Source organism: Leclercia sp. LSNIH8 (assembly GCF_002920195.1).
GTDB lineage: Bacteria > Pseudomonadota > Gammaproteobacteria > Enterobacterales > Enterobacteriaceae > Enterobacter.
Genome location: NZ_PQJY01000004.1, coordinates 140,449 through 162,917, shown reverse-complemented (window position 1 = coordinate 162,917; position 22,469 = coordinate 140,449). Strand labels below are relative to the sequence as shown.

At 50.0% G+C, this 22,469-nt stretch carries 19 protein-coding genes; all 19 read right to left on the bottom strand.

Annotated features, from left to right (window positions below):
- Positions 1-2: 2 nt before the first annotated feature.
- The 19 genes from C3406_RS12730 to fcl all read right to left on the bottom strand — a co-directional run bounded on the left by C3406_RS12730 (position 3) and on the right by fcl (position 22,468).
- Positions 3-1,127 carry a glycosyltransferase family 4 protein gene (locus C3406_RS12730; protein WP_103822489.1) on the bottom strand — a complete coding sequence of 375 codons (1,125 nt, stop codon included), beginning with the start codon at positions 1,125-1,127 and terminating at the stop codon, positions 3-5.
- An 88-nt stretch (positions 1,128-1,215) separates the two neighbouring features.
- Positions 1,216-2,454: a hypothetical protein gene (locus C3406_RS12725; protein ID WP_146052602.1), complete on the bottom strand. Its 1,239-nt coding sequence runs from the start codon at positions 2,452-2,454 to the stop codon at positions 1,216-1,218.
- 21 nt (positions 2,455-2,475) lie between these two features.
- Positions 2,476-3,258 (bottom strand): glycosyltransferase, encoded by a 783-nt coding sequence (locus tag C3406_RS12720; RefSeq protein ID WP_103826469.1) that lies wholly within the window; start codon positions 3,256-3,258, stop codon positions 2,476-2,478.
- Complete coding sequence (locus C3406_RS12715) at positions 3,248-4,237, bottom strand: glycosyltransferase family 2 protein (protein ID WP_103825095.1); 990 nt, start codon at positions 4,235-4,237, stop codon at positions 3,248-3,250. Before C3406_RS12715 ends, C3406_RS12720 begins: the two co-directional genes overlap by 11 nt.
- Positions 4,238-4,245: 8 nt before the next feature.
- Positions 4,246-5,496: a flippase gene (locus C3406_RS12710; protein ID WP_103825094.1), complete on the bottom strand. Its 1,251-nt coding sequence runs from the start codon at positions 5,494-5,496 to the stop codon at positions 4,246-4,248.
- A 163-nt stretch (positions 5,497-5,659) separates the two neighbouring features.
- Positions 5,660-6,535, bottom strand: a complete 876-nt coding sequence (gene rfbA / locus C3406_RS12705) for a glucose-1-phosphate thymidylyltransferase RfbA (protein WP_103825093.1) — start codon at positions 6,533-6,535, stop codon at positions 5,660-5,662.
- A gap of 52 nt (positions 6,536-6,587) precedes the next feature.
- The gene (rfbD, locus tag C3406_RS12700) at positions 6,588-7,487 is read right to left on the bottom strand and encodes a dTDP-4-dehydrorhamnose reductase (RefSeq protein WP_103825092.1); all 900 of its coding nucleotides are present in this window, start codon (positions 7,485-7,487) and stop codon (positions 6,588-6,590) included.
- Positions 7,487-8,572 carry a dTDP-glucose 4,6-dehydratase gene (rfbB, locus tag C3406_RS12695; RefSeq protein ID WP_103825102.1) on the bottom strand — a complete coding sequence of 362 codons (1,086 nt, stop codon included), beginning with the start codon at positions 8,570-8,572 and terminating at the stop codon, positions 7,487-7,489. Before rfbB ends, rfbD begins: the two co-directional genes overlap by 1 nt.
- A gap of 366 nt (positions 8,573-8,938) precedes the next feature.
- The gene (gene galF, locus C3406_RS12690) at positions 8,939-9,835 is read right to left on the bottom strand and encodes a GalU regulator GalF (protein WP_103826470.1); all 897 of its coding nucleotides are present in this window, start codon (positions 9,833-9,835) and stop codon (positions 8,939-8,941) included.
- 178 nt (positions 9,836-10,013) lie between these two features.
- Entirely contained in the window at positions 10,014-11,399 is a 1,386-nt protein-coding gene (gene wcaM, locus C3406_RS12685; protein WP_103825090.1) for a colanic acid biosynthesis protein WcaM, read from the bottom strand.
- 13 nt (positions 11,400-11,412) lie between these two features.
- The gene (gene wcaL / locus C3406_RS12680; RefSeq protein ID WP_103825089.1) at positions 11,413-12,633 is read right to left on the bottom strand and encodes a colanic acid biosynthesis glycosyltransferase WcaL; all 1,221 of its coding nucleotides are present in this window, start codon (positions 12,631-12,633) and stop codon (positions 11,413-11,415) included.
- The gene (gene wcaK / locus C3406_RS12675) at positions 12,630-13,910 is read right to left on the bottom strand and encodes a colanic acid biosynthesis pyruvyl transferase WcaK (RefSeq protein ID WP_103825088.1); all 1,281 of its coding nucleotides are present in this window, start codon (positions 13,908-13,910) and stop codon (positions 12,630-12,632) included. Before wcaK ends, wcaL begins: the two co-directional genes overlap by 4 nt.
- A gap of 50 nt (positions 13,911-13,960) precedes the next feature.
- The gene (gene wzxC, locus C3406_RS12670) at positions 13,961-15,439 is read right to left on the bottom strand and encodes a colanic acid undecaprenyl disphosphate flippase WzxC (protein WP_103825087.1); all 1,479 of its coding nucleotides are present in this window, start codon (positions 15,437-15,439) and stop codon (positions 13,961-13,963) included.
- 1 nt (position 15,440) lies between these two features.
- Positions 15,441-16,835 carry an undecaprenyl-phosphate glucose phosphotransferase gene (gene wcaJ / locus C3406_RS12665; protein WP_103825086.1) on the bottom strand — a complete coding sequence of 465 codons (1,395 nt, stop codon included), beginning with the start codon at positions 16,833-16,835 and terminating at the stop codon, positions 15,441-15,443.
- A 49-nt stretch (positions 16,836-16,884) separates the two neighbouring features.
- Positions 16,885-18,255, bottom strand: coding sequence for a colanic acid biosynthesis phosphomannomutase CpsG (gene cpsG, locus C3406_RS12660; RefSeq protein WP_103825085.1), 1,371 nt, complete (start codon positions 18,253-18,255; stop codon positions 16,885-16,887).
- Between the two features lie 111 nt (positions 18,256-18,366).
- Entirely contained in the window at positions 18,367-19,803 is a 1,437-nt protein-coding gene (gene cpsB, locus C3406_RS12655; protein WP_103180216.1) for a mannose-1-phosphate guanyltransferase, read from the bottom strand.
- A gap of 3 nt (positions 19,804-19,806) precedes the next feature.
- A complete protein-coding gene (gene wcaI / locus C3406_RS12650) occupies positions 19,807-21,030 on the bottom strand; it encodes a colanic acid biosynthesis fucosyltransferase WcaI (RefSeq protein WP_103825084.1) in 1,224 nt (407 codons plus the stop codon).
- Positions 21,027-21,500, bottom strand: a complete 474-nt coding sequence (locus C3406_RS12645) for a GDP-mannose mannosyl hydrolase (protein ID WP_103180218.1) — start codon at positions 21,498-21,500, stop codon at positions 21,027-21,029. Before C3406_RS12645 ends, wcaI begins: the two co-directional genes overlap by 4 nt.
- Before the next feature lie 2 nt (positions 21,501-21,502).
- Positions 21,503-22,468: a GDP-L-fucose synthase gene (gene fcl / locus C3406_RS12640; protein WP_103825083.1), complete on the bottom strand. Its 966-nt coding sequence runs from the start codon at positions 22,466-22,468 to the stop codon at positions 21,503-21,505.
- Between the last annotated feature and the right edge of the window lies 1 nt (position 22,469).

Here is a 22,469-nt window from a genome sequence, read left to right as displayed (position 1 = left end):
ATTCAAAAGGAGCCATCGATAAAATCATTAATTTTATCTTGAAAAACTTTTAAAGAGAAAAAGTCACTTTTGGTTTTTGCATTTTTAGCATAGAATTCAAATGATTTAAAATCAGATAAAATAGATACTATTGCATCCCTAATGGATGAATGATCTTTATGATCAATATTGAATCCATAGTTTTTTTCGATTAACTCAACTGGAGCTCCCGCAACAGGGCCAATCGGTATACAGCCATTCGCCATACCTTCAACTAAGGTCAAGCCAAACGTTTCTAACCAAATATTTGGATGGGTTAGGTTTAATACGAAAGATGACTTCAGGTACAGCTTTCTCAAATCATCAGGTCTACATATTACTTGAATATTTTGGGGTAATACTTGTTCTGTTAAAAACTCTTCCAATTGCTTTTCAGTGCAGTTCAGAACCAGAGTGTAAATAATTTGATCTTCTGCCATTAAAGACAGCTTGGCAATATCAATTAAATCTGCTATCCCTTTATACGCCAATAAGGATGAAATGAAAATTACATTTCTGGCATTAAATTTCCCAATATAATTAATGTCTTTTGGTGCCGAAACCAAATTCGGACTTACAGGATTATAAATAATTTCTTGATTAGTAATTCTTTTGAATTTTTCTTTATCAAATAAAAATTTTGAGACAAAGATAACGTTACTGGCACATACTTCAATTACAGCTCTTAGAAATTTCTTCAGTAGAGCTGGCCTTACTGATGTCTCGTGAACGTATGAAGTAACGGGGGTATTGGTGAGTTTAGACGCCAGCAAGGCTCCAAATGGAAGCATAGTATTCACAATGACTATATTTTTGGTCTTTCTGTTGACTATGAGCAACCTTAACAAAATAAAGAAAATATTTATATTTGCAACTAAATAAAAGAAGAGCTTAAAAAAAAGGTTTCTTGCAGGAAAATATCTAAATTTGCTATATGTCACACCATTTATTCCAGATAAAATCCCATCGGTATTACTTGTTATAATGTGACGATTATCAGATATAGAATCAACCATCTCACGCAATACTCTAGGGCTTCCACTGTGATCATTGTAGAGATGAATAAAATAAAAATTTCTACTGCACGTCGCATCAACTTTGTTTGTCATATTTATCCAGATAAGGTTAATCTTAAATATCCGTTAATTACTATTTAACTAAATTGTGGCGAATCGAAGATACATGATAAATGCGATTTCAATTACTTGTTAGTTTAGAATTAAGAGTATAATTTAAAATTCTTTTATTTATGCCGAGAGCAATAATAGGTAGCATGATTGTAGGACTTACGTTTTGGTACATTGCTACGAATAACGATAATATAATAAATAAGAACGATAAATTATCGCTAAAGGATAATTTTTTAGAGTAAGCATATATAATATAGAGAGTAATGAATAAAGCAATGACACCAGCCATATAAATAAATGCAATAACATTTGAATCAGGCCAAATTGTCAAACCTACTCCAGCGTAACCGATACCATGACCCAATGGATTAGACATCAGTTCCTTTATGGCGTCATTCCATTGAACGACCCGACCTAAAGAGGACTCTTCAGAGCTGAATGTTAGTATAATAAATATTGTACTAAGGAATGCTGAGATCCAAGTGCCAAAATACAAATATGCTTTTAACTTCCTTGGGATATTAACTTTATAAATAAATATTAAAGCAAAATATAAAAACAAAGAAATAAATACAGTACGGGTACCTGAGAGGAGCATCGGTGCAATTGTAAGCGCTGCAAATATAAACCGTCCCAATCTAAGATATGTTAATATACCCAGCAGAGTAAAGAAGCAAAAAAAAGTTAGCGATAATGTATTACTAAAAAATCCAAAAACACGAACCGAGTCGCCACGGAAATAATCCCACTCATTCAATGCAAAACCTGAATGGATAAAAGCATCATAGAACCAAAAATTTTCCAGTCTTGTATAATATAAATATTGATAGATAGAATAGCAGACATTAGGAATAATAACCGCAATTATTACTACATGAAGATATTTAGTAATGTCAATTTCCCGTCTTAATACTCGCAATATAAAAAGCAACAAAAGCATTGGTATGTAAGAATTGAATCCAATTATAAAATCAGAAAAGCCTTGACTTGATATACCAATAACCGATGCAACTAATATTATCATTAAAGAAAGTGCCACCCTAAGAAAATTCTTTTTTATTTTTATTGATTTAATAAGCAGGGCAGAGATAAGTATATATATCGCAATTTCTTTAGTGTAACCCGAAAAGAACATTATCTCATAATGAGTAGCATCTTTTAACTGCAAATAAATCCAATCGTAATAACAATAAAGCAGTGTCATTAAAGATAAAAAATGGGTTACATTTTTCCTCATTCCTAATAATAATAATGAAGCCAGGAGACTAAAAAATACAATTAAATCTGTTAACTGGTATATTATCATATAACTGTTCTAATTTTTATGTTACTTAATTTTTAAATGTTCATATAATAAATAATAAACTTTTGCAAGCATACCACGAAAATATGATTGTTTCTTACATATATATATTGTAGCTTGTTTATTATTAATATACCTGAAATTGGTAGAAAGATCTTTTTTTCCTAATTTATACTCTTCACTGTGCATAGCCATCTCATGAGTCAACCTAACGTTCAATACGTGTAAAGGTATGTTATGCTGTGAGAGTCTCAGAAAAAATTCAGTATCAACGCCATAAAATGATAGATTCTCATCGAAAATAGGTGATATTATACTTTTTAATTTTGATGATATAACCATACCACTTGTAATAGCTATGAGATTTTTATGCGTGCCAGATTCGATATTATCAAGGTGTTTACCTACTATTAAACCCATTTTGGCTGGACTGCGCAATTTATCATTAACGTATATTTGCGGTACTGAAACTAAATTACCTGTTAATAGTGCGCTCTGTAATTTTTTGAAATATTCCTCACTATACTCAGAATCATCATCAGAGATAATTAGATAATCGAACTGATGCTCTTTAATTATTTTATTATAAACCCAACTTAATTTCGCATTCTCATTATTCGTCAAGTATGTCAATGGATACTCTTGGGCATAATATTCATTTGTAGAACGACATACTGAGTCTGTGCTGTTATCCCAAACTATAATTTCAAAATCAGAGAATATTTTTGCCGCGTTGGTTGCACTCGTTATAGTAATATTGTTTTCAATGTGTTTATTATAAATAACTACTAATAACCTAATCTTCATTTACGCTCTCTTTCTTAATTCCAAATATATGAACATAGATTAAATCAATCATATTGAAGAGCACATTTTTTTTATCGTTGTATTTTATATATGCTTTTATACTTTGAGTAAAAGAGTGTTTTCCTGCGCATTTATAAAAATTGATATTATAAATTTTGCCTATAAAAATCAAAAATGACTTTATTTCGTGATACTCTTTGCTATTACTGTAGCCAAGTAAAAACGTAGCCATGGACTCATTAGTTAAATAATTATTTCTATAGTGCGCAATTCGATATTTTATTTTCTCTGGTTCAAAAGGTGTGGCTATTTTTTTTATAAAATGACTTCTTTTAACACCAATTTGATTATTGGAATGCTGCCGATATTTAACTAGTTGATCATTACAGAAATCAATTGATCCCTCATATGTTGAACAGGTTGAGAGCCATAGATCGTGAGGCAGATTTTCTGGGAAAGGTATTAGCGACTGTAGAAAATCTCTTCTACACAGCATCGTAGCACCTGTGACAATGCTTTTTTTGAATAATCTTGGTAGGGTAAGTTCTTGTGTAGGATCGAATTTAATATTCTCCCACAGAAAACCAATATTCTGTAATTTATCATCAACCAGTCTAGCATCGCTAAATAATAAATTTACATTTGGTTTTTCTTCAGCTCTTTTTAAGAATGTCTCAGCCTTATTGTTTATCCAGACATCATCTTGATCACAGAAAAAAACAAATTCAGATCTTGCTGCTTTTGCTAAAGCTTCGAAATTCTTAATATAGCCGAGATTTTTTGTTGAATCTAAAATTTCAAAATTAACGTCTCCAGTATATTTTTTAATATAATCGTTAATGATTTTAACTGTATTATCCGTTGAGCAATCGTCCCTGATGATAACAGTATTGGGTTTTATTGTTTGATTTATAATACTATCAAGTTGCTCGACAACATATTTTTCACCATTGTATGTTGCCATTATTACATCGTACATATCTCACCTTATTTAAATGAGTGTGTTTTCAACGACAACACTATTAAAATTATGCAATCAATTATCATCCGAGCAGTCCAGGCAAACGCCGCACCAATAATTCCAAAGTGGTCGATCATAAAATAAAGCAGTAGAAGATATGGCACTATTTCAGCACAATGAAGCAAGGCCGTTGTTTTTGCTTTCCCTGCTGACTGAATCGATGCAAATGGAATCTGAGCAATACTATTAAAGAAAAAGCCAATTAATAATGTACGCAAAATAGGCACACAATTTTCAACGTACGCTTCACCCATCCAATAATATATTATTTGTGGTGATAAGATAATCCCTGCTACGACTATTGGTAGACAAGCAGCTGAAGCCAGTTTGTATGATAAGACAATTTGACCTTTAATATCGTTACGATCTTTTAAATTACTTAATTTAGGGAATATCGCCCGTGATAGCGCTGCGGGTAAAATGCCCAATCTTGATACTGCTTCTGAAGGAATAGTATAAAATGCAACCGATGCTGCACCCATAATGTTCGAAACGATAAAACGATCAAAATAAACCATTACTGGACTTATAATATTGCTAACGGTAATCCATCCTCCAAAGAAAATTAATCGTTTGAAGGTATCTTTATGAAATGAAAAACCTAGCTCTATTTTAGAAAAGAATATAACTATATATGTGATTATTAGCGACATTAGTCTTGATATCACCAGTCCCAAAATAGCTGAATATAGTGTGCCATAGAAAATAACACATAACGCTGGAAGACCGGCAATTAAAGAACTACTGATTGAACGCTGAAGATTAATATTCGCAAACTTTTCATCGCCTTCCAGAATTGATAGCCATAGCTGATTTATCAAAAAGAAGGGGATGGTTAATAACAATAGTTTCAGCGAAATTAGAACCTCATCAAAGTATTGTTCAGATACTTTTAATAACTTAACTAATTCGTGCATATTTAAGTAAAGTAGTACTATGCATACACTACTGAATATTAATATAAAAGATGTGGCTGTAGATATTATTTTTTTCCGTTCTTCGTTATTTTCCCTGTATAACGCGATTTCTCTTATAATAGCTCGACTGATCCCGACATCAAAAATACCTGCATATCCTACAATTGCAATTGCTATTGTATATATACCAAACAATTCAGCGCCTAATACTCTTGCCAGGTAGCCTAAAGATGGAATAATTATAAGCGAAGGAATAATATATCCCGCCAAATTCCACATACTATTTTTTATTAAACTCATATTTTTATTTTAACATTTTGTTGATATTACATAATGATTGAGTATTAGAAAAAATACTCAGGCATAACCTGGTAAAGTATAATTAACTGATTATTTCTATCAATTATTCATTCCAGCGCAAATTTCCTGCGCCGTAAGTGTTATAACAGGAGTAGAATGGTGATTATTCTTTCAGCATCTTCAACAAATATTGTCCATAAGCATTCTTCGCCAGCGGTTTTGCCAGTACCCTCACTTGCTCAGCGTCAATAAACCCTTTGCGATAAGCAATCTCTTCCGGGCACGCAACTTTCAGTCCCTGACGCTCTTCAATGGTCGCAATAAAGTTACTGGCTTCAATCAGGCTCTGATGTGTACCGGTATCCAGCCAGGCAAAACCGCGTCCCATCATGGCAACGGACAGACGGCCCTGCTCCATATACAGACGGTTGATGTCAGTGATTTCCAGCTCACCACGTGGCGACGGTTTAAGGCTCTTCGCCATTTCAACCACGCTGTTGTCATAGAAGTAGAGACCCGTCACGGCATAATTACTTTTTGGCTCAGCCGGTTTTTCTTCAAGGCTAATAGCGGTGCCTTGTTTATCGAACTCCACCACGCCATAACGTTCAGGATCGTTTACATGGTAAGCAAAGACGGTCGCACCGCTCTCTTTATTTACTGCTGAGTCCATAAGTTTCGGCAGGTCATGGCCATAGAAGATATTATCGCCCAGTACCAGCGCACAATCGTCATCACCAATAAACTCTTCGCCAAGGATAAACGCCTGCGCCAGACCATCAGGACTAGGCTGGACTTTGTACCGCAGGTTAAGACCCCACTGGCTACCATCACCCAACAATTGCTCAAACCGTGGCGTATCCTGAGGGGTACTGATAATCAAAATGTCACGAATACCCGCCAGCATAAGCGTCGTCAGCGGGTAGTAAATCATTGGTTTGTCATAAATTGGCAGCAATTGTTTGCTGACAGCCATCGTCACAGGATACAGACGAGTTCCTGAGCCACCGGCTAAAATAATCCCTTTACGCGTTTTCATTTCATCATCTCTTTATGGGCAAAATGCCCGTATACGGGCATTAAATTTAAGGTCAGACCGCAGTCGTCGTAAACAGCTCAGACAGCATTCGTTTTACCCCGGTTTGCCATTCAGGCAATACGAGATCAAAGTTTTGCTGGAATTTTTCCGTGTTTAGACGGGAATTATTTGGCCGACGAGCAGGAGTTGGGTAAGCACTGGTAGGCACTGCGTTGAGCTTTGTAATCGCCAGTTCAATGCCTGCCTTACGTGCTTCGTCGAACACCAGAGCGGCATAGTCGTGCCAGGTTGTCACACCACTCGCAACCAGGTGGTAAAGGCCTGCAACTTCGGGTTGTTTCATAGCTACACGAATCGCATGCGCCGTACAGTCTGCCAGTAATTCCGCGCCTGTCGGTGCGCCAAACTGATCGTTGATAACCGACATTTCCGCGCGTTCTTTTGCAAAACGTAACATGGTTTTCGCGAAGTTATTCCCTTTGCCCGCATATACCCAGCTGGTACGGAAAATTAAGTGCCGGGCACAATTTTCCTGGAGTGCTTTTTCACCTGCCAGTTTGGTTTCGCCATAAACGTTCAGCGGTGCGGTTGCATCCGTCTCCAGCCACGGCTTCTCCCCATTGCCAGGAAAAACGTAATCCGTGGAATAGTGAACAACCCAGGCGCCAATTTTTTCCGCTTCTTTAGCGATAGCTTCTACGCTTGTGGCATTGAGCCGTCGGGCAAATTCCGGCTCTGATTCCGCTTTATCTACGGCGGTGTGCGCCGCTGCATTGACGATGACATCCGGCTTAATGCGACGTACGGTTTCAGCAATGCCTTCCGGATTGCTGAAATCACCGCAATACTCACCTGAGTGCACATCAACAGCAATCAAATTACCTAAGGGAGCGAGCGCGCGTTGCAGCTCCCAACCCACCTGCCCTGTTTTGCCGAACAACAGGATATTCATCACTTACGAGCTCCGTAGTTCTGTTCAATCCAGGTTTGATAGTTGCCGCTTTTCACGTTCTCAACCCATTTGGTGTTGGCCAGATACCACTGCACCGTTTTGCGGATCCCGCTCTCAAAGGTCTCTTGCGGCTTCCAGCCCAACGTTTGGCTAATCTTATCAGCATCGATGGCATAACGACGGTCATGACCCGGACGGTCAGTCACGTAGGTGATCTGATCGCGATACGAGCCCTCTTTAGGCACGATCTCATCGAGCAAATCGCAGATGGTATGCACCACATCGAGGTTCTGCTTCTCGTTGTGACCGCCTATGTTGTACGTTTCGCCCTGTTTACCCTGGGTCACCACGGTATAGAGCGCGCGAGCGTGATCCTCAACATACAACCAGTCGCGGATCTGATCGCCCTTGCCATAAATCGGCAGCGCTTTCCCCTCCAGCGCATTGAGGATCACCAGCGGGATCAGTTTTTCCGGGAAGTGGTAAGGGCCGTAGTTATTGGAGCAGTTGGTCACGATGGTCGGGAAACCGTAGGTGCGTAACCATGCGCGAACGAGATGATCGCTGGACGCCTTCGAAGCAGAGTAAGGGCTGCTTGGGGCATACGCCGTTGTTTCAGTGAACAGTGGCAGTTCTGTCGAGGCAGGATGCTCGTCCGGATGCGGTAGATCGCCATAGACTTCATCCGTGGAGATGTGATGGAAGCGGAAGGCTTTTTTCGCCTCTTCGTCAAGCGTAGACCAGTATGCACGGCCCGCCTCCAGCAGCACGTAGGTACCGACAATATTGGTCTCGATAAACGCAGCCGGTCCGGTAATGGAGCGATCAACGTGGCTTTCTGCCGCCAGATGCATCACCGCATCAGGCTTATGCTCGGCAAAAATACGGTCCATCGCCGCTTTATCGCAAATGTCCGCATGCTCAAAAGCGTAACGTGGGTTGTTGCTCACGTCAGCAAGAGATTCCAGGTTACCGGCGTAGGTCAATTTATCGACATTAACCACTGAATCCTGGGTATTTTGAATAATATGTCGTACAACCGCAGAGCCGATGAAACCCGCACCGCCAGTAACAAGAATTTTCACGCGTTCTTTTCCGTTAATTGATATCAGGATGGTCACATTCTGTAGCTGCTATTACAGCCTGAACAGAAATCAGACACGCTACCGCCCCTGGCTTAACAGCTACCAGTGCACTGAACGTGGTCATTAAAAGGTATTTTGCCGCCAGCCCCCAGCATAATGGCAACAGGGTGGCGCGCAAATCAATTAATAATTGTCGTCTTAAATGCTGGCAGAAACAAGGGAAAAATAGGGCTAATAAAACAAAAAGCCAGCAGTTAACTCACTGAAAATTAGGAATTTATTTAAAAAAAGAAACGGCAGTGTCATTCACATGGCCTATGAAAGCCCGGAATGATCCACTGCCGTTCAGATTACGACGAACAACGGTTAATTGTTATTTAAGAGCTTCGTCATGCTTTCGCGGAACTTCTGCCCTTCTTTCAGGTTACGCAGGCCATACTGAACAAAGGCTTGCATGTATCCCAGTTTCTTACCGCAGTCGTAGCTGTCACCGGTCATCAGCATAGCGTCCACAGACTGCTTTTTCGCCAGCTCAGCGATAGCATCCGTCAGCTGAATACGATCCCAGGCGCCTGGCTCGGTACGCTCCAGTTCAGCCCAGATTTCTGCGTTGAGCACATAGCGGCCCACCGCCATCAGATCGGAATCAAGCGTCTGCGGTTGATCCGGCTTCTCGATAAATTCAACGATACGGCTGACTTTACCCTCAGTATCCAATGGCTCTTTGGTCTGAATAACGGAGTATTCAGACAGATCGCCTTTCATGCGCTTCGCCAGCACCTGGCTACGGCCCGTCTCGTTGAAACGCGCCACCATTGCCGCCAGGTTGTAGCGCAGCGGATCGGCAGAGGCGTTGTCCAGAATGATATCGGGCAGGACGACCACGAACGGGTTATCCCCCACGACAGGACGCGCGCACAGAATAGAGTGGCCCAGCCCCAGCGGCTGCGCCTGGCGAACGTTCATAATGGTCACGCCCGGTGGGCAGATGGACTGCACTTCCGCCAACAGCTGACGCTTAACGCGCTGCTCCAGAAGGGCTTCAAGTTCGTAGGAGGTGTCGAAGTGGTTTTCTACCGCATTCTTGGAGGAGTGCGTAACCAGAACGATTTCTTTGATCCCTGCAGCAACAATCTCGTCGACGATGTACTGAATCATCGGCTTGTCAACGATCGGCAGCATCTCTTTAGGAATGGCTTTTGTGGCCGGGAGCATATGCATGCCGAGACCGGCTACCGGAATGACTGCTTTCAAATTAATCATATTTCTTCCACCTTAAAATGGTTGCCGAATTATAGCCCTTTAGCCTGGTTTCGCCAGCACGAATTGCTACAAATCTGGAGATGATGTTACGCAATTACAGCGTAAATTCCAGCAGATGCAATCCGAATACTCGCCCTTTAATTCCAGGAATCCTCGCAAAATGCCGTCTGGTTAATATTTAGCGCTTCGGCAGGTTAAAATTCAGCCGTTCCGTATTGATCGTATGATGGTCAATTCGGTCGATATCGACCGAACTTTGTCCTTTTTCATTAACAGCATTAATGTTCGCCAGCGAAAGCAGCGTCTCGTCTCGCGCCATAAACTTCCCGCGCACATCTTTGCGCAGATCGAAATTCAGCTTCAGGGCTGGGCCCCTGTCTGCATCCTGCATCACGTTGATATTTCGCATAAAAAGATGCTGAGGTTTATTATGAAACTCCAGGGAGGCGCGCTTCATCTCAAGGTTAGTGAGGGCCACGAACGAGGTTTTATTGCCGGAGGAGATCTGTATTCCGCGCAACTTTCGTGCAAGTTTCTGGTTATCCAGATGAATATTGTTGAGGCGAAAATTCTGCGGTATCGACAAATAGTCGCCTTTAATCACGCCGTAGCCAATTAACATCCCGGCGCTATCGGTCATCTCAACATTATCGATGACAAAATTATCGCAGCCATATATCGCGACCGTTGCGTTATCAATACCCGCTTTCTTACTGAAGTCCGGGGAGATATTGCGGGCTTTTACGTTACGGATAATAAAGTGTTTACCGTTCTCCACGTGCACTAACTGGCGGCAATGGCTACCAGTGATATTGGCCACCACAAAGTTCTTCACCGCCTGGTCTTCCGGGTAGGCATTGTCGTAGGTACTACCGGCCAATCCGATGCCGATGCCCCAGTTGATCTTCCCGTTAGTGCAGTCGATATGGTCGATGACATGGTCTGAGATCAGGATGTTCTGGTCGTTGATCGCCACGTTCCACTCAATGGCATCGCCCTGCAGATAGCTGAAGTGACAGTTGGTGATGCGGGCGCCATCCACCTGGTTATGAAAACCCTGACGCAAAATTGCATAGTTGGCTTTAGTGACCCGCAGGTTGTCGATCAGCAGATTACGCATCACCCGCTTTTGTTTACCGCCAATGTAAATCTGGGTCACCGGGCCATAGCCGCTCATCGTCAGGCCCTGGATCACGCAGTCAGAACCGCGCACGTCGAGGGTGATGTTTTCGCTGCGCCCCTTCCCTTCCCCGATTACCTTGCTGCCATCCTGCAATACCAGCCGCCCGCGGCCATTGCCGGTCATCGCGCCGAGAATGCGCAGGGTTTTGCCCTCCGGGATAAAAATGGCGGCATTGATGTTCTCGCAGGTGACGTCCGCAGGCACCACGACGGTATCACCCTCGGTAAAGGCCTTCTTAAATGCGGCAATGCCGTCACGAAGGTCATACCGGCTGATCTCCACCGTGGCAGCGTTTTTGGCGGCCCGAACGCCTACCAGCGGCGCGGCCGCCAGCACAGAACAGGCGGTGACAAACGCGCGTCGCGTTATCTCTTTCGGCATATCGCCTCCCTTTTTAAAGCGTCTGTAGCAGAGTGGCTAACTGTCGATTGATAAGGTGTTGGTTGAAATCGGTCTCCACCTTTTTGCGCGCATTGTGCAGCACAGGCGAAAGCTCCTGATGGGCTATCGCGGCAAACTGCTCCAGCTGATTAGCCAGCGCCTCCGGGTTATTCTCCTCCACCAGCCAGCCGGAATGGCCTGGTTCGATCAGTTCCGGAATGCCGCTGTGTACCGTGGAAACGACCGGTATGCCTACTGCCATAGCTTCCATCAGCGCCACCGGGATCCCCTCCATATCACCGTCTGCGCCGGTAACGGACGGAAGTAAAAAGATATCGGCGGCATCGAGCATGGCTTTGACCTCATGGCTGGGCTTGAACCCCGGCATCTCGACATACGCCTCCAGCTCATATTGTTCGATCAGGGTACGCAGCCGGCGCTCCCAGGGGCCAATACCGAGAATGCGATAGTGAAAATCCACTCCGCGCGCTTTGAGCTGGCGGCAGGCTTCGATCGCCACATGCAGCCCTTTTTTCTCGGTCAAACGCGCCACGGAGATGATCTGCAGCGGGCTTCCCGGTGCCTTGACAGGACGTTGGGTAAAGCGCTGCATATCCACGCCCATGCGCGAAACGGTGATTTTCTCGGGCGGGCAGCCCATATTTTTAAGGCGTCCGGCCCACAGGTCGCTTATCGGCAGCATCATATCGCCGCGCTGAAACAGGCGTTGATACTCAGGGGTATAGTGCGCCAATACCTCCCGGCTGGAGATGTCGATCCCGTGAAAGACGGTAGCGATTTTCCCCTCGATAACCCCCAGTTCACGCAGCTTGGCCGCCGTGACGCCTGCCGGGCCGAAGTGGGCGATAAACACATCCGCACGCCAGGGCCGTACTGTCTGGCCGCAGATGGCGGAGAGGATCAGGTTGCGCGACTCGGCGCCATAGCGGGAGACGTTCAGCGCCTTCCATGTGCCCGGGCGGTGCAGCCCGCGCAGGGTCTGGCGGGCGCGGTAGCGCAGTTTCGCAAGCCGGCCCTGCGGCTCATCCTGCAGCCAGCGGGTTTTGCTGGCCAGGTCATACTGCGTCCATGCGGCGTGGGTATTTTGCGTGTCGCCCTTTTGCAGGGCGACGATCTCCACGTCATAACCCATATCAATAAACGCGGTGATCTGGTTCAGTACAAAGGTTTCGGACGAGAGCGGGAATTTCAGTAAGAAGAAACCAACCTTCATTTGCCCTCCCCGACCCGATCCAGCACCGATTTCACCATTTTGATGCCGTTTTCACGTTCAGCTTTCACCGCTACCGCCAGGCGGTCGTTGATGGCGGGTAGCTGGCCCAGGGTATCGCCGACCATCGCGCCCAGGGAGCCGTCCAGCAGATGACGAATATCCACCGCCATCTCCGGCATACCCAGCTGCTGCATGATCCCAGCGGACTTGTGTTCGTAGTTAATGGCGATCGCTGGCGTGCCGAAGTTCATCGAAATGATCGCCGAATGCAGACGGGTACCGACGGTCAGATCGCAGGCGCCCAGCAGTTTGCCCATCTCCAGATCGTTAAGTTCGTCCATCACCACGTGGTAGCGGGACGGATCGCTGACGTGCTGGCGCAGATTGAGCGCCACCATACGATCATCTTTGTTGTAGCTGTCGATCCCGGTACAGGTGGAGAGCGCCAGCACCTGATAGCCGCTATCCAGCACCCGGTTGACCACCTCAGCAAAGGCTTTCTCATAGGCCGCCTGGGTGGTACCCAGACGCTTATCAAACGGGGCCAGCTCACGCAGAGTGATGGCGACAGTTTTTTGTTGTCCCGCCACATTCAGCCAGTGCTGCACCGCATAGCTGGGAGTAAAATTCGCTTCCTGATGATCCACCAGCCAGGCGGTATCCACCCCCTGCTCTACTTTGCTTGTGTCGATCTCGCTGCGTTGCATAAGATTCAGGCTCACCGATTCGCGCAGGATCAGCGCATCGCAGTGGCCAAAGACATAGTTGGCCAGCTGGTTAAACTGGGGATCCTGGAACGGTCCGACGCTGTGACCGACCATAAACAGCGGTTTTTTCGCCATAAAGGTGCAGAGCGCATGTTCGAACTGCGGCACGCCGTAGAGGTCAACGAAGAAGGATCCCCCCACCTGGATGATGGCATCGTAGCCGGAGAGCAGGCGGACAAAATCGGTAAAGCCCTGGGCGATGGCGATGTTGCGCAGCTTGCCGGTGTCGGTCACCCGTGACAGCAGGACCTGATGCTGATAGCGGCGGCGCAGCACCTTTTTCACCCGGCCCATCATGCCCGCGGCGCTGTTATGCTGCTTCATCTGGCTGTAGAGCGGATCGCCCATCACCGGACGGTTCAGCAGCCAGGAGGAGCTGACCGGGTAACGGCTCATCACATCGACTTCTGTCTCAGGAGACAGGGCGTAAATCGCATCAAGCAGGCCGCGCAGAATGGCGCTGTCACCACGGTTGCCACAGGTATGGTTGCCCAGAATCAATAATTTCATAATAACCTCTTAAAAAATTCCCCTCCCCAGCGGAGAGGGGGAGGAAATAATTAACCTGCGCGAAGCAGCGTTTTCATCTTTTCGTTGCGGCAGAACTGGCGCTTGATCTCCACCACCAGCGCGTTCCGCGACAGCACAATCATCACCGCGAAGGCCAGAGCGCCCGCGGCGACCTGCACCGCCAGCAGCGCCGCCAGCGGCAGATGGCCTTTCAGGGCCAGCCCTAAGCTATAGCTCACCGCCAGCGTCGGCAGCGACAGGTAAAACGGCAGCCACAGGCTCAGGATGTACTGGCGATAGCTGGAGCCCAGCACCGGCTTAATCATCACGAAGTAGCTCAGAATGGTGTTGACGATCTGCACCAGCAGGAAGCCCAGCGTGACGCCCATCGCGCCGGCCAGATGGCCGCCAATAACGATCGCCGGAATAAACAGGAAAGTTTTGAATACGTTAAATTTAAAGCTGATGTCGACGCGGGCTTTTGCCATCAGCAGCGATCCAATCGGGTTGCCGACGGAGCGCAACAGCCCCACCACGCACAGCAGTTGCAGGATCGGAACAATGCTCAGCCACTTCTCACCGAATACCAGCGGCACCAGATTGCCGGAGACCACCATCAGCCCCAGCAGGGTCGGGAAGTTAATGATCCCCACCACCGACAGCAGCTTGTAGAAGTTGAGCCTGAGCTTGTCGGTATCGTCCTGAATTTTGGCAAACGCCGGGAACAGCACGCGGGTGATGATCGGATTGAGCTTCATCGGCGGAACGACCGCCACGTTGTACGCCAGGTTATAGCCCCCGGCGACGCTGGCACCGAGAATGCGCGCCAGTACAAGAGTGGAGAGGTTGGTGTTGACGTAGTTGATAATGCTGTCGGCGGTCAGCCAGGCACCAAAGCGCAGGTTGGACGACACTGATGCGAGCGAGAAGTGGAAGCCCGGACGGTAGATTTTGCGCCCGAAGTAGCCAAACAGCAGCGTGCGCACGGCAGAGTTAACCAGATAGCCAAGGATGGCGGTTAACGCCCACGGCCAGAAGTGGGCGCTGATCACGGTAAAGGTAAACCCGGCCAGCACCGAGCTGGTCTCGATCATGCCGATCTTGCTGAATTCGAGCTCCTTTTGCATCAGCGCGCGAAACTGCTGTCCGTGGGGGATCACCACAAACGCGAACGACAGCGTACGCATCAGCGGCGCCAGCTCCGGGTTGTTCAGCGCCAGGGCAATGGCATCGCTCAGCAGGAACAGCGCCACGAACACCAGGATGCCGAGGCCGACGTTCAGCCAGTAGAGGGTGGTCAGCTCCAGCTGGCTAATCTCTTTACGCTGGATAATGGAGTTGGCGATGCCGAAATCAGACAGTGTATCGGCGAGAGCGATGATCACCAGCGAGACGGTCAACAGGCCAAACTGGTGGTTATCAATAATGCGCGCCAGCACCGTCATCTGTACCAGCCCGAGGCCGATGATGATCACCGTGGCGATAGCCGACCACTTTGCCCCGCTGAGGGTTTTTTCACGTAAGCTCATGTCAGTACGCCGCTTTGTTCACGAAGCCCTTGAAGACGGTCAGGAAAACGATTTTGATATCGAACCAGAGGCTCCACTCGCGGATGTACTCCAGGTCGAACTCAATGCGTTTTTCCATCTTCTCCAGGGTGTCGGTTTCGCCGCGCCAGCCGTTGATCTGCGCCCAGCCGGTGATGCCCGGCTTCACTTTATGGCGCAACATGTAACCTTCGATAAGCTGACGATACTGCTCGTTATGCGCTACCGCGTGCGGGCGTGGGCCGACAATGGACATCCCACCGGTAAACACATTGATAAATTGCGGCAGTTCGTCGAGCGAGGTGCGGCGCAGGAAGTTACCCACGCGGGTGACGCGCGGGTCGTTTTGCGTCGCCTGGGTCACCACCTCGTCATTCTCCATCACCTTCATGGAGCGGAATTTCCACACCATGATCGGCTTACCGTCCATACCGTAGCGGGTCTGGCGGAAGATCACCGGCCCCTTTGAGGTGAGCTTCACCGCCAGCGCAATGGCGCACAGCACCGGGGAGATCAGCAGCAGGATCAGGGATGACAGCACGATGTCCTCCACGCGCTTCAGCACCCGGTTGAGGCCGGAGAGCGGCGTGTCATACAGGGGAACCACCGGCACGCCGTTCACCTCTTCAATACGGGAGTGCAGGATGTTAAAGGTGAAGACGTCGGGGATGAGGATCACCGAGCAGGTGGTATCCGCCAGCTTGCGCATCAAGGTTTTGATGCGGGCCTCGTCACTCATCGGCATGGCGATATAGACATTATGGATCTTGCCCGCTTTGGCATCGTCAATCAGCTGCGAATAGTTCCCGGCCCAGTCAGCGGATACGCCGCCAGGCTGCGCGTCGTGATAAACACCCACCACGTCAAAGCCCAACCACGGCTCTTTACGAAAGCCGTCGAGCAGTGCCAGCCCGGCCGGCAGGCTCCCTGCCACCGCCACCCGGCGGGTATTGTAGCCGCGGTTACGCAGCCAGCCCGCACCAAAACGGATAAGCGATCGGCAGACTACCATCCCCACGCTGGTTAACAGATACCAGGCAAAATAGGTAGCAAAGCGATTATCGAAGTCGTTGTTGAAGGCCACCAGCCCGAAGCTGAAGACCAGGCTTAAGGTCCAGTTCTGCAACAGCAGCAGTAGCTCGGTGGCGATCTTGACGCCCCGCCATGAGCGGTAGAAGTCGGTCATCCCGCCGATCATCTGGAAGACCACCAGCGCGATCAGCGCCATCAGCAGATGCATGTAGAGGAACGGCAGCCCGCTGATTTTACACACCATCCACAACCCACCGAACATGATGGTGATATCAGAAAAACGCTGCACCATAGAGATTAACGATGCATTCGTTTTGGCTCGCTCGCGCTTTTTTAGATTTGTCATCGTTGTTCCTGTTTCAGGGCCCCCTCCCCCAACGGGAGAGGGGGAAAGGTTACTGATTCAACAGCGCCATAATGTCCTGTGTTCGCGCCGCCATCAGCGCCGCATCGGCACGGGATTCTACGTTCAGGCGCACCACCGGCTCGGTGTTGGACGAGCGCAGGTTGAAGCGCCACTGCGGGAAGGTCATGCTGATACCGTCGGTACGGTCAATCTCCAGCGCGTGCAGGGCAAAGTGGTGCTCCACACGGGCAATCGCCTCGGCAGGTGCCGCCAGCGTGCTGTTAATCTCGCCGCTCGCCGGGAAGGCCGCCATGCGGTCGCGCACCAGTTCACCCAGCGACTGGCCCTTCAGGCACAGCAGCTCGGTCACCAGCAGCCACGGAATCATCCCGCTGTCGCAGTAGGCAAAATCGCGGAAGTAGTGGTGGGCACTCATCTCGCCGCCATAAATCGCGTCTTCTTCGCGCATCCGCTCTTTGATAAAGGCGTGACCGGTTTTGGACATCACCGGCGTGCCGCCTGCCGCGGAGACTACATCCACCGTATTCCAGGAGAGGCGCGGGTCATGAATGATGCGCGAGCCAGGGTTTTTCTCGAGGAAGGCTTCCGCCAGCAGGCCGACGATATAGTAGCCCTCGATAAACTGCCCTTTTTCGTCGAACAGGAAGCAGCGGTCGAAGTCGCCGTCAAAGGCGATGCCCATATCGGCACCGTGCTCGATCACCGCGTTGCGGGTATCGTCGCGGCACTCCGGCAGCAGCGGGTTTGGAATACCGTTCGGGAAGGTACCGTCCGGGGTGTTGTGCACTTTGACGAAGGTGACCGGCACGTTCAGTTCTTTAAAGCGCGCTTCCAGGGCATCCACCACCGGGCCTGCGGCGCCGTTGCCGGAGTTGATGACCAGCTTCAGCGGTTTGAGGTTCGCCACATTGATGTAGCCCAGCAGGTGATCGATGTAAGCATCACGCAGATCGATTTTCTTATAGCTGCCGCGCGTTGACTCGTTCACTGGTGGGAAGTCGTTGGCTTCCGCCAGACGCTGTACGTCGCGCAGGCCGGTATCGCCGCTGATCGGGCGCGCACCCTCGCGCACCAGCTTCATGCCGTTATAGTCCATCGGATTATGGCTGGCGGTCACTTCGATCCCGCCGTCCACGCCTAAATGGAAGGTGGCAAAATAGATCTCTTCGGTACCGGAAAGGCCGATATCCAGCACATCCACGCCCGCGTCCTGCAACCCTTTAGCCAGCGCCAGCTTTAACGCTTCGCTGGTCAAACGCACGTCGCCGCCCAGCACGATGGTTTTCGGCTTTAAATATTCGCCGTACGCGCGGCCAATGCGCCACGCAATGTCCTCATTCAGCTCTTCACCCAGCTTGCCGCGAATGTCGTAGGCTTTAAAACAAGTTAACTTTTGCATCATTACCCCTTTTTCAGGCAACAGTTGGCCCGCCCGATATACAGGCCAATTTGATTTTTTTGTTTTCGTAGGCCCGGTAAGCGCAGCGCCACCGGGCAAAATGTGTGAGTGCTACACCCTGCCGTATCTGTCCTCAAATCGGACGATATCGTCCTCTTCCAGATACGATCCGGAGCGCACTTCAATCAGATCGAGAGGGATTTTCCCTGGGTTTTCCAGGCAGTGCGTCGCCCCCAGCGGGATATAAATCGATTCGTTCTCACCGAGCAGGGTCTCAACATTGTCGATAGTGACTTTGGCGGTACCTGCCACCACTACCCAGTGTTCCGCGCGGTGGTGATGCATCTGTACCGACAGCCCCTCGCCCGGTTTAACGGTGATACGTTTCACCTGATAACGGTCGCCTTCGTCGATGGAGTCATATTTCCCCCACGGACGATAGACTTCGCGGTGAATGTGGTGCTCATGGCGGCCATCGGCCTTGATCTGCTCCACCACTTTTTTGACGTCCTGCACCGCGTTGCGATCGGCAATCAGTACCGCGTCTTTGGTCTGTACCACCACCAGATCCTTCACCCCAACAGTGGTGACCAGGCCCGATTCGGCATAGACATAGCTGTTCTCGGTTTTATGGCTGATCACATCCCCGTGATGAACGTTACCTTCAGGCGTGTGGGCGCTGATCTCCCACAGGGATGACCAGGAACCGACGTCGCTCCAGCCCGCATCCATCGGTACCACCACCGCATCCGCGGTGCGTTCCATTACCGCGTAATCCACCGACTCCTCCGGGCAGGCAAGGAACGCAGCTTCGTCCACGCGGATAAAGTCCAGATCCGGGTCGACGGTGGCCATTGCGCGTTCGCAGGCTTCCAGGATGTCCGGGCGATACTTTTGCAGCTCTTCCAGATAGCGTCCGGCGCGGAACAGGAACATACCGCTGTTCCAGTAGTACTCACCGCTGGCGACGTAGGCCTGAGCGGTTTCCAGATTCGGTTTCTCAACGAACTGCGCGACGTCAAAGGCCAGGCTGTCGCCCTCCCCCGGCGTGACGTTGCCGCGGCGAATGTAGCCGTAGCCGGTCTCCGGCAGGTCCGGCACGATGCCGAAGGTGACCAGCTTGCCGCTTTCGGCATAAGGAATGGCGGCGCGCACCGCATCGCGGAACGCCTCTTCCTGCTGGATGACGTGATCCGCCGCCAGCACCAGCATCAGCGGATCGCAATCGGGACTGCTGCGCTTCGCCGCCAGCGCGGCGAGGGCGATGGCCGGGGCGGTGTTGCGTCCGGCCGGTTCAAGAATGATGTTTTCGGTCAGCTTGTTCAGTTGACGCAGCTGCTCGGCGACGATAAAGCGGTGCTGTTCATTACAGATCACCACCGGGCTTTCGCAATCTACGCCATTAAGACGGTTTACCGTGGTCTGCAGCATGGTGAGCTCCCCTTTCAGGCAGAGGAACTGTTTTGGATAGAGCACGCGGGAGAGTGGCCATAACCGGCTACCTGAGCCACCCGCCATCACAACCGGGTACAACGTATTCTTATTCATGATTTATCCCCGAATATCTGCAATAAACTGGTTCAGCACGTTCTCTTTCTCGAGCGTGCGTTCGGCATAGTCACGCGCGATCGCGTTCTTTTTGGGCATATTCAGCGCTCGTTCAATCCCGGCCACCAGGGCGGGTACCGACTCCGGCTCGACGCACACCGCGATCCCGGGCTGGGTGTCGCACAGTTGGCCCAGCTCGGTATGGGCTTCGGCGGTGATCACCGCGTTGCCGCCCACCGCCAGAATGTTGGTCAGCTTGGAGGGCAGAACGGCATCCGCCGCGCCGCGCTTTTGCACGACCAGATGGCAATCGGCCATCTTCAGCAGCGCCGGTAAGGCCTCGTAGGGCTGCAGCGGCAGGAAAGTGATGTTCTGCAGGCCGCGCTCCTGGGCCAACTTTTGCAGCCGCGCTTTGCCACCGCCCTGGCCGACAATCACAAACTGCCAGGGCTGGTCGCGGAGCTTTTCAGCGGCATCAATAACGTTCTCAAGCCCCTGCTTCTCACCGATGTTGCCCGAATAGAGAATGATTTTTTTGGCGTCTGGCAGACCCAGTTGCTCGCGCAGGGCCGCGGCCTCAACAGCAGTCACATCGCGAAAACGGGCCACTTCCGACCAGTTTGGAAAGAAGATCACCTTTTCCGCTGCTACGCCCTTCTCCTGCGCCTTGTTCATCATTGAGCGGGAGATGGTCGAGACGTAATCGACGTTATGCAGGCTGCTGCGCTCGAAGGCGCTGGCCAGTTTCGCCACTTTACCGCCCTTGCCTTTCCCGGCCATTCCCAGGCCCAGCATGGCGTCCACTTCGTAATCCTGAATGTGCAGCAGGGTGCGGGCGCCTGAGAGCTTGCCCAGCAGGCGCATACCTGGGGTGCAAAACAGGGTCGGCACCACGCCGATAATGCGATCCGGCTTCCAGCGACGTTGCGCCATCAGCGGGAAGAAACTGCTCAGGGCAAAGCTGCCCAGATGAATCAACCGCTTTAAGGTCGAGGGCTGCTTTGGCACGTATAGCGGACAGCGCCAGACGGTCGCGGCCCCCTCTTCGCGGCGGTAGCGCCAGCTGGAATAGTGCTCGTCCACCTGCCACTCCGGATAATAAGGCGGTGCGGTAATGACCCGCACCTCATGGCCCTGGCGGGCCATCCACTCCACCATCTCGCCGGTGTACTTACCGATGCCGGTCAGCTCCGGCGAGTAGTTAATGCCGTATACGAGAATTTTCATAAGCCCGGCACTCCGGCCTGCTTCAGAAAATAGGCCCGGCTGTTGTCATGAACGTTATCGCTTGCCAGCAGCGCGTCGGGCGTCAGCCAGCGATAGTCGTCATGCTGCGCATCAGGCAGATGCAGCTCTGCCTGGTTCACCTTCAGGCGGAAACCGAGCACCACATAGTGGGTGGTGAAATCGGTGCCGGAAAAGTTGTCGTCATAGAAGTGCTGCCAGACCCCGTAGAACTGCCCTGCCGTCATCGGCAGACGGAGCCCCAGCTCCGCCTGCGTCAGACGCGCAAAGGCATTTTCCAGCGTCTCATCTTTCTGCACCCGCCCACCCGGCACGAACCAGTAGCCCTGTGCCGGACGATTGGTGCGCTGTCCGAGCAGGAACTCGCCACGCTCGTTCTCTACAATCAAATCGATGGAGATCAGCGGCGTGGAACGCACTACCGTGGCAAAATCTTCCTGACTTAAAAACATATCTACCCCCGGAAGCGGTGCTGATTTTCCAGGAACCACTGGTAGGTGCTGGCCAGCCCCTGGGCCAGCGTCACCTCGTGGAACCAGCCCAGCTGGTGCAGACGGGTCACGTCCAGCAGCTTGCGCGGGGTGCCGTCGGGTTTAGTGGCATCGAAGGCCACGCGGCCCTTGTACCCCACCACCTCAGCAATGGTTTCAGCCAGTTCGCGGATGGTGCAGTCCACCCCGGTGCCAACGTTGATGTGCGACAGCATCGGCTCGGTGTTCTCCTGCCACACCTCACGGGCAAGCTCCATCACATGAATGCTGGCGGCAGCCATATCATCCACGTGCAGGAATTCGCGCATCGGCGTGCCGCTGCCCCACACCACCACTTCCGGTGCGTTGCTAACGGTGGCTTCATGGAACCGGCGCAGCAGCGCCGGGATCACATGGGAGTTGCTCGGGTGGAAGTTATCGTTCGGGCCGTACAGGTTGGTCGGCATCACCGAACGATAGTCGCGACCGTACTGGCGGTTGTAGGACTCGCACAGCTTGATCCCGGCAATCTTGGCAATCGCGTAGGGCTCGTTAGTCGCCTCAAGCCGGCCCTGCAGCAGCTCGCTCTCGGCAATAGGCTGCTTCGCCATCTTCGGGTAGATACAGGATGAGCCGAGGAACAGCAACTTATTCACGTTGTGCAGATGCGCGGCGTGAATGATGTTGCTTTCGATCATCATGTTCTCGTAGATGAAATCCGCCGGGTAGGTATTGTTGGCGACAATCCCCCCCACTTTCGCCGCCGCCAGATAGACTTGGTCAATGCGCTGTTCAGCAAAGAAAGCCTCGACTGCTTGCGCATCCAGCAGGTTAAGCTCGTCGCGGGTGCGCAGCACCAGCTCGACGTTGCCGCGCTGCTCCAGCTGGCGAACAATCGCCGAACCCACCATCCCGCGATGTCCGGCAACAAAAATACGTTGTTTGGTCATT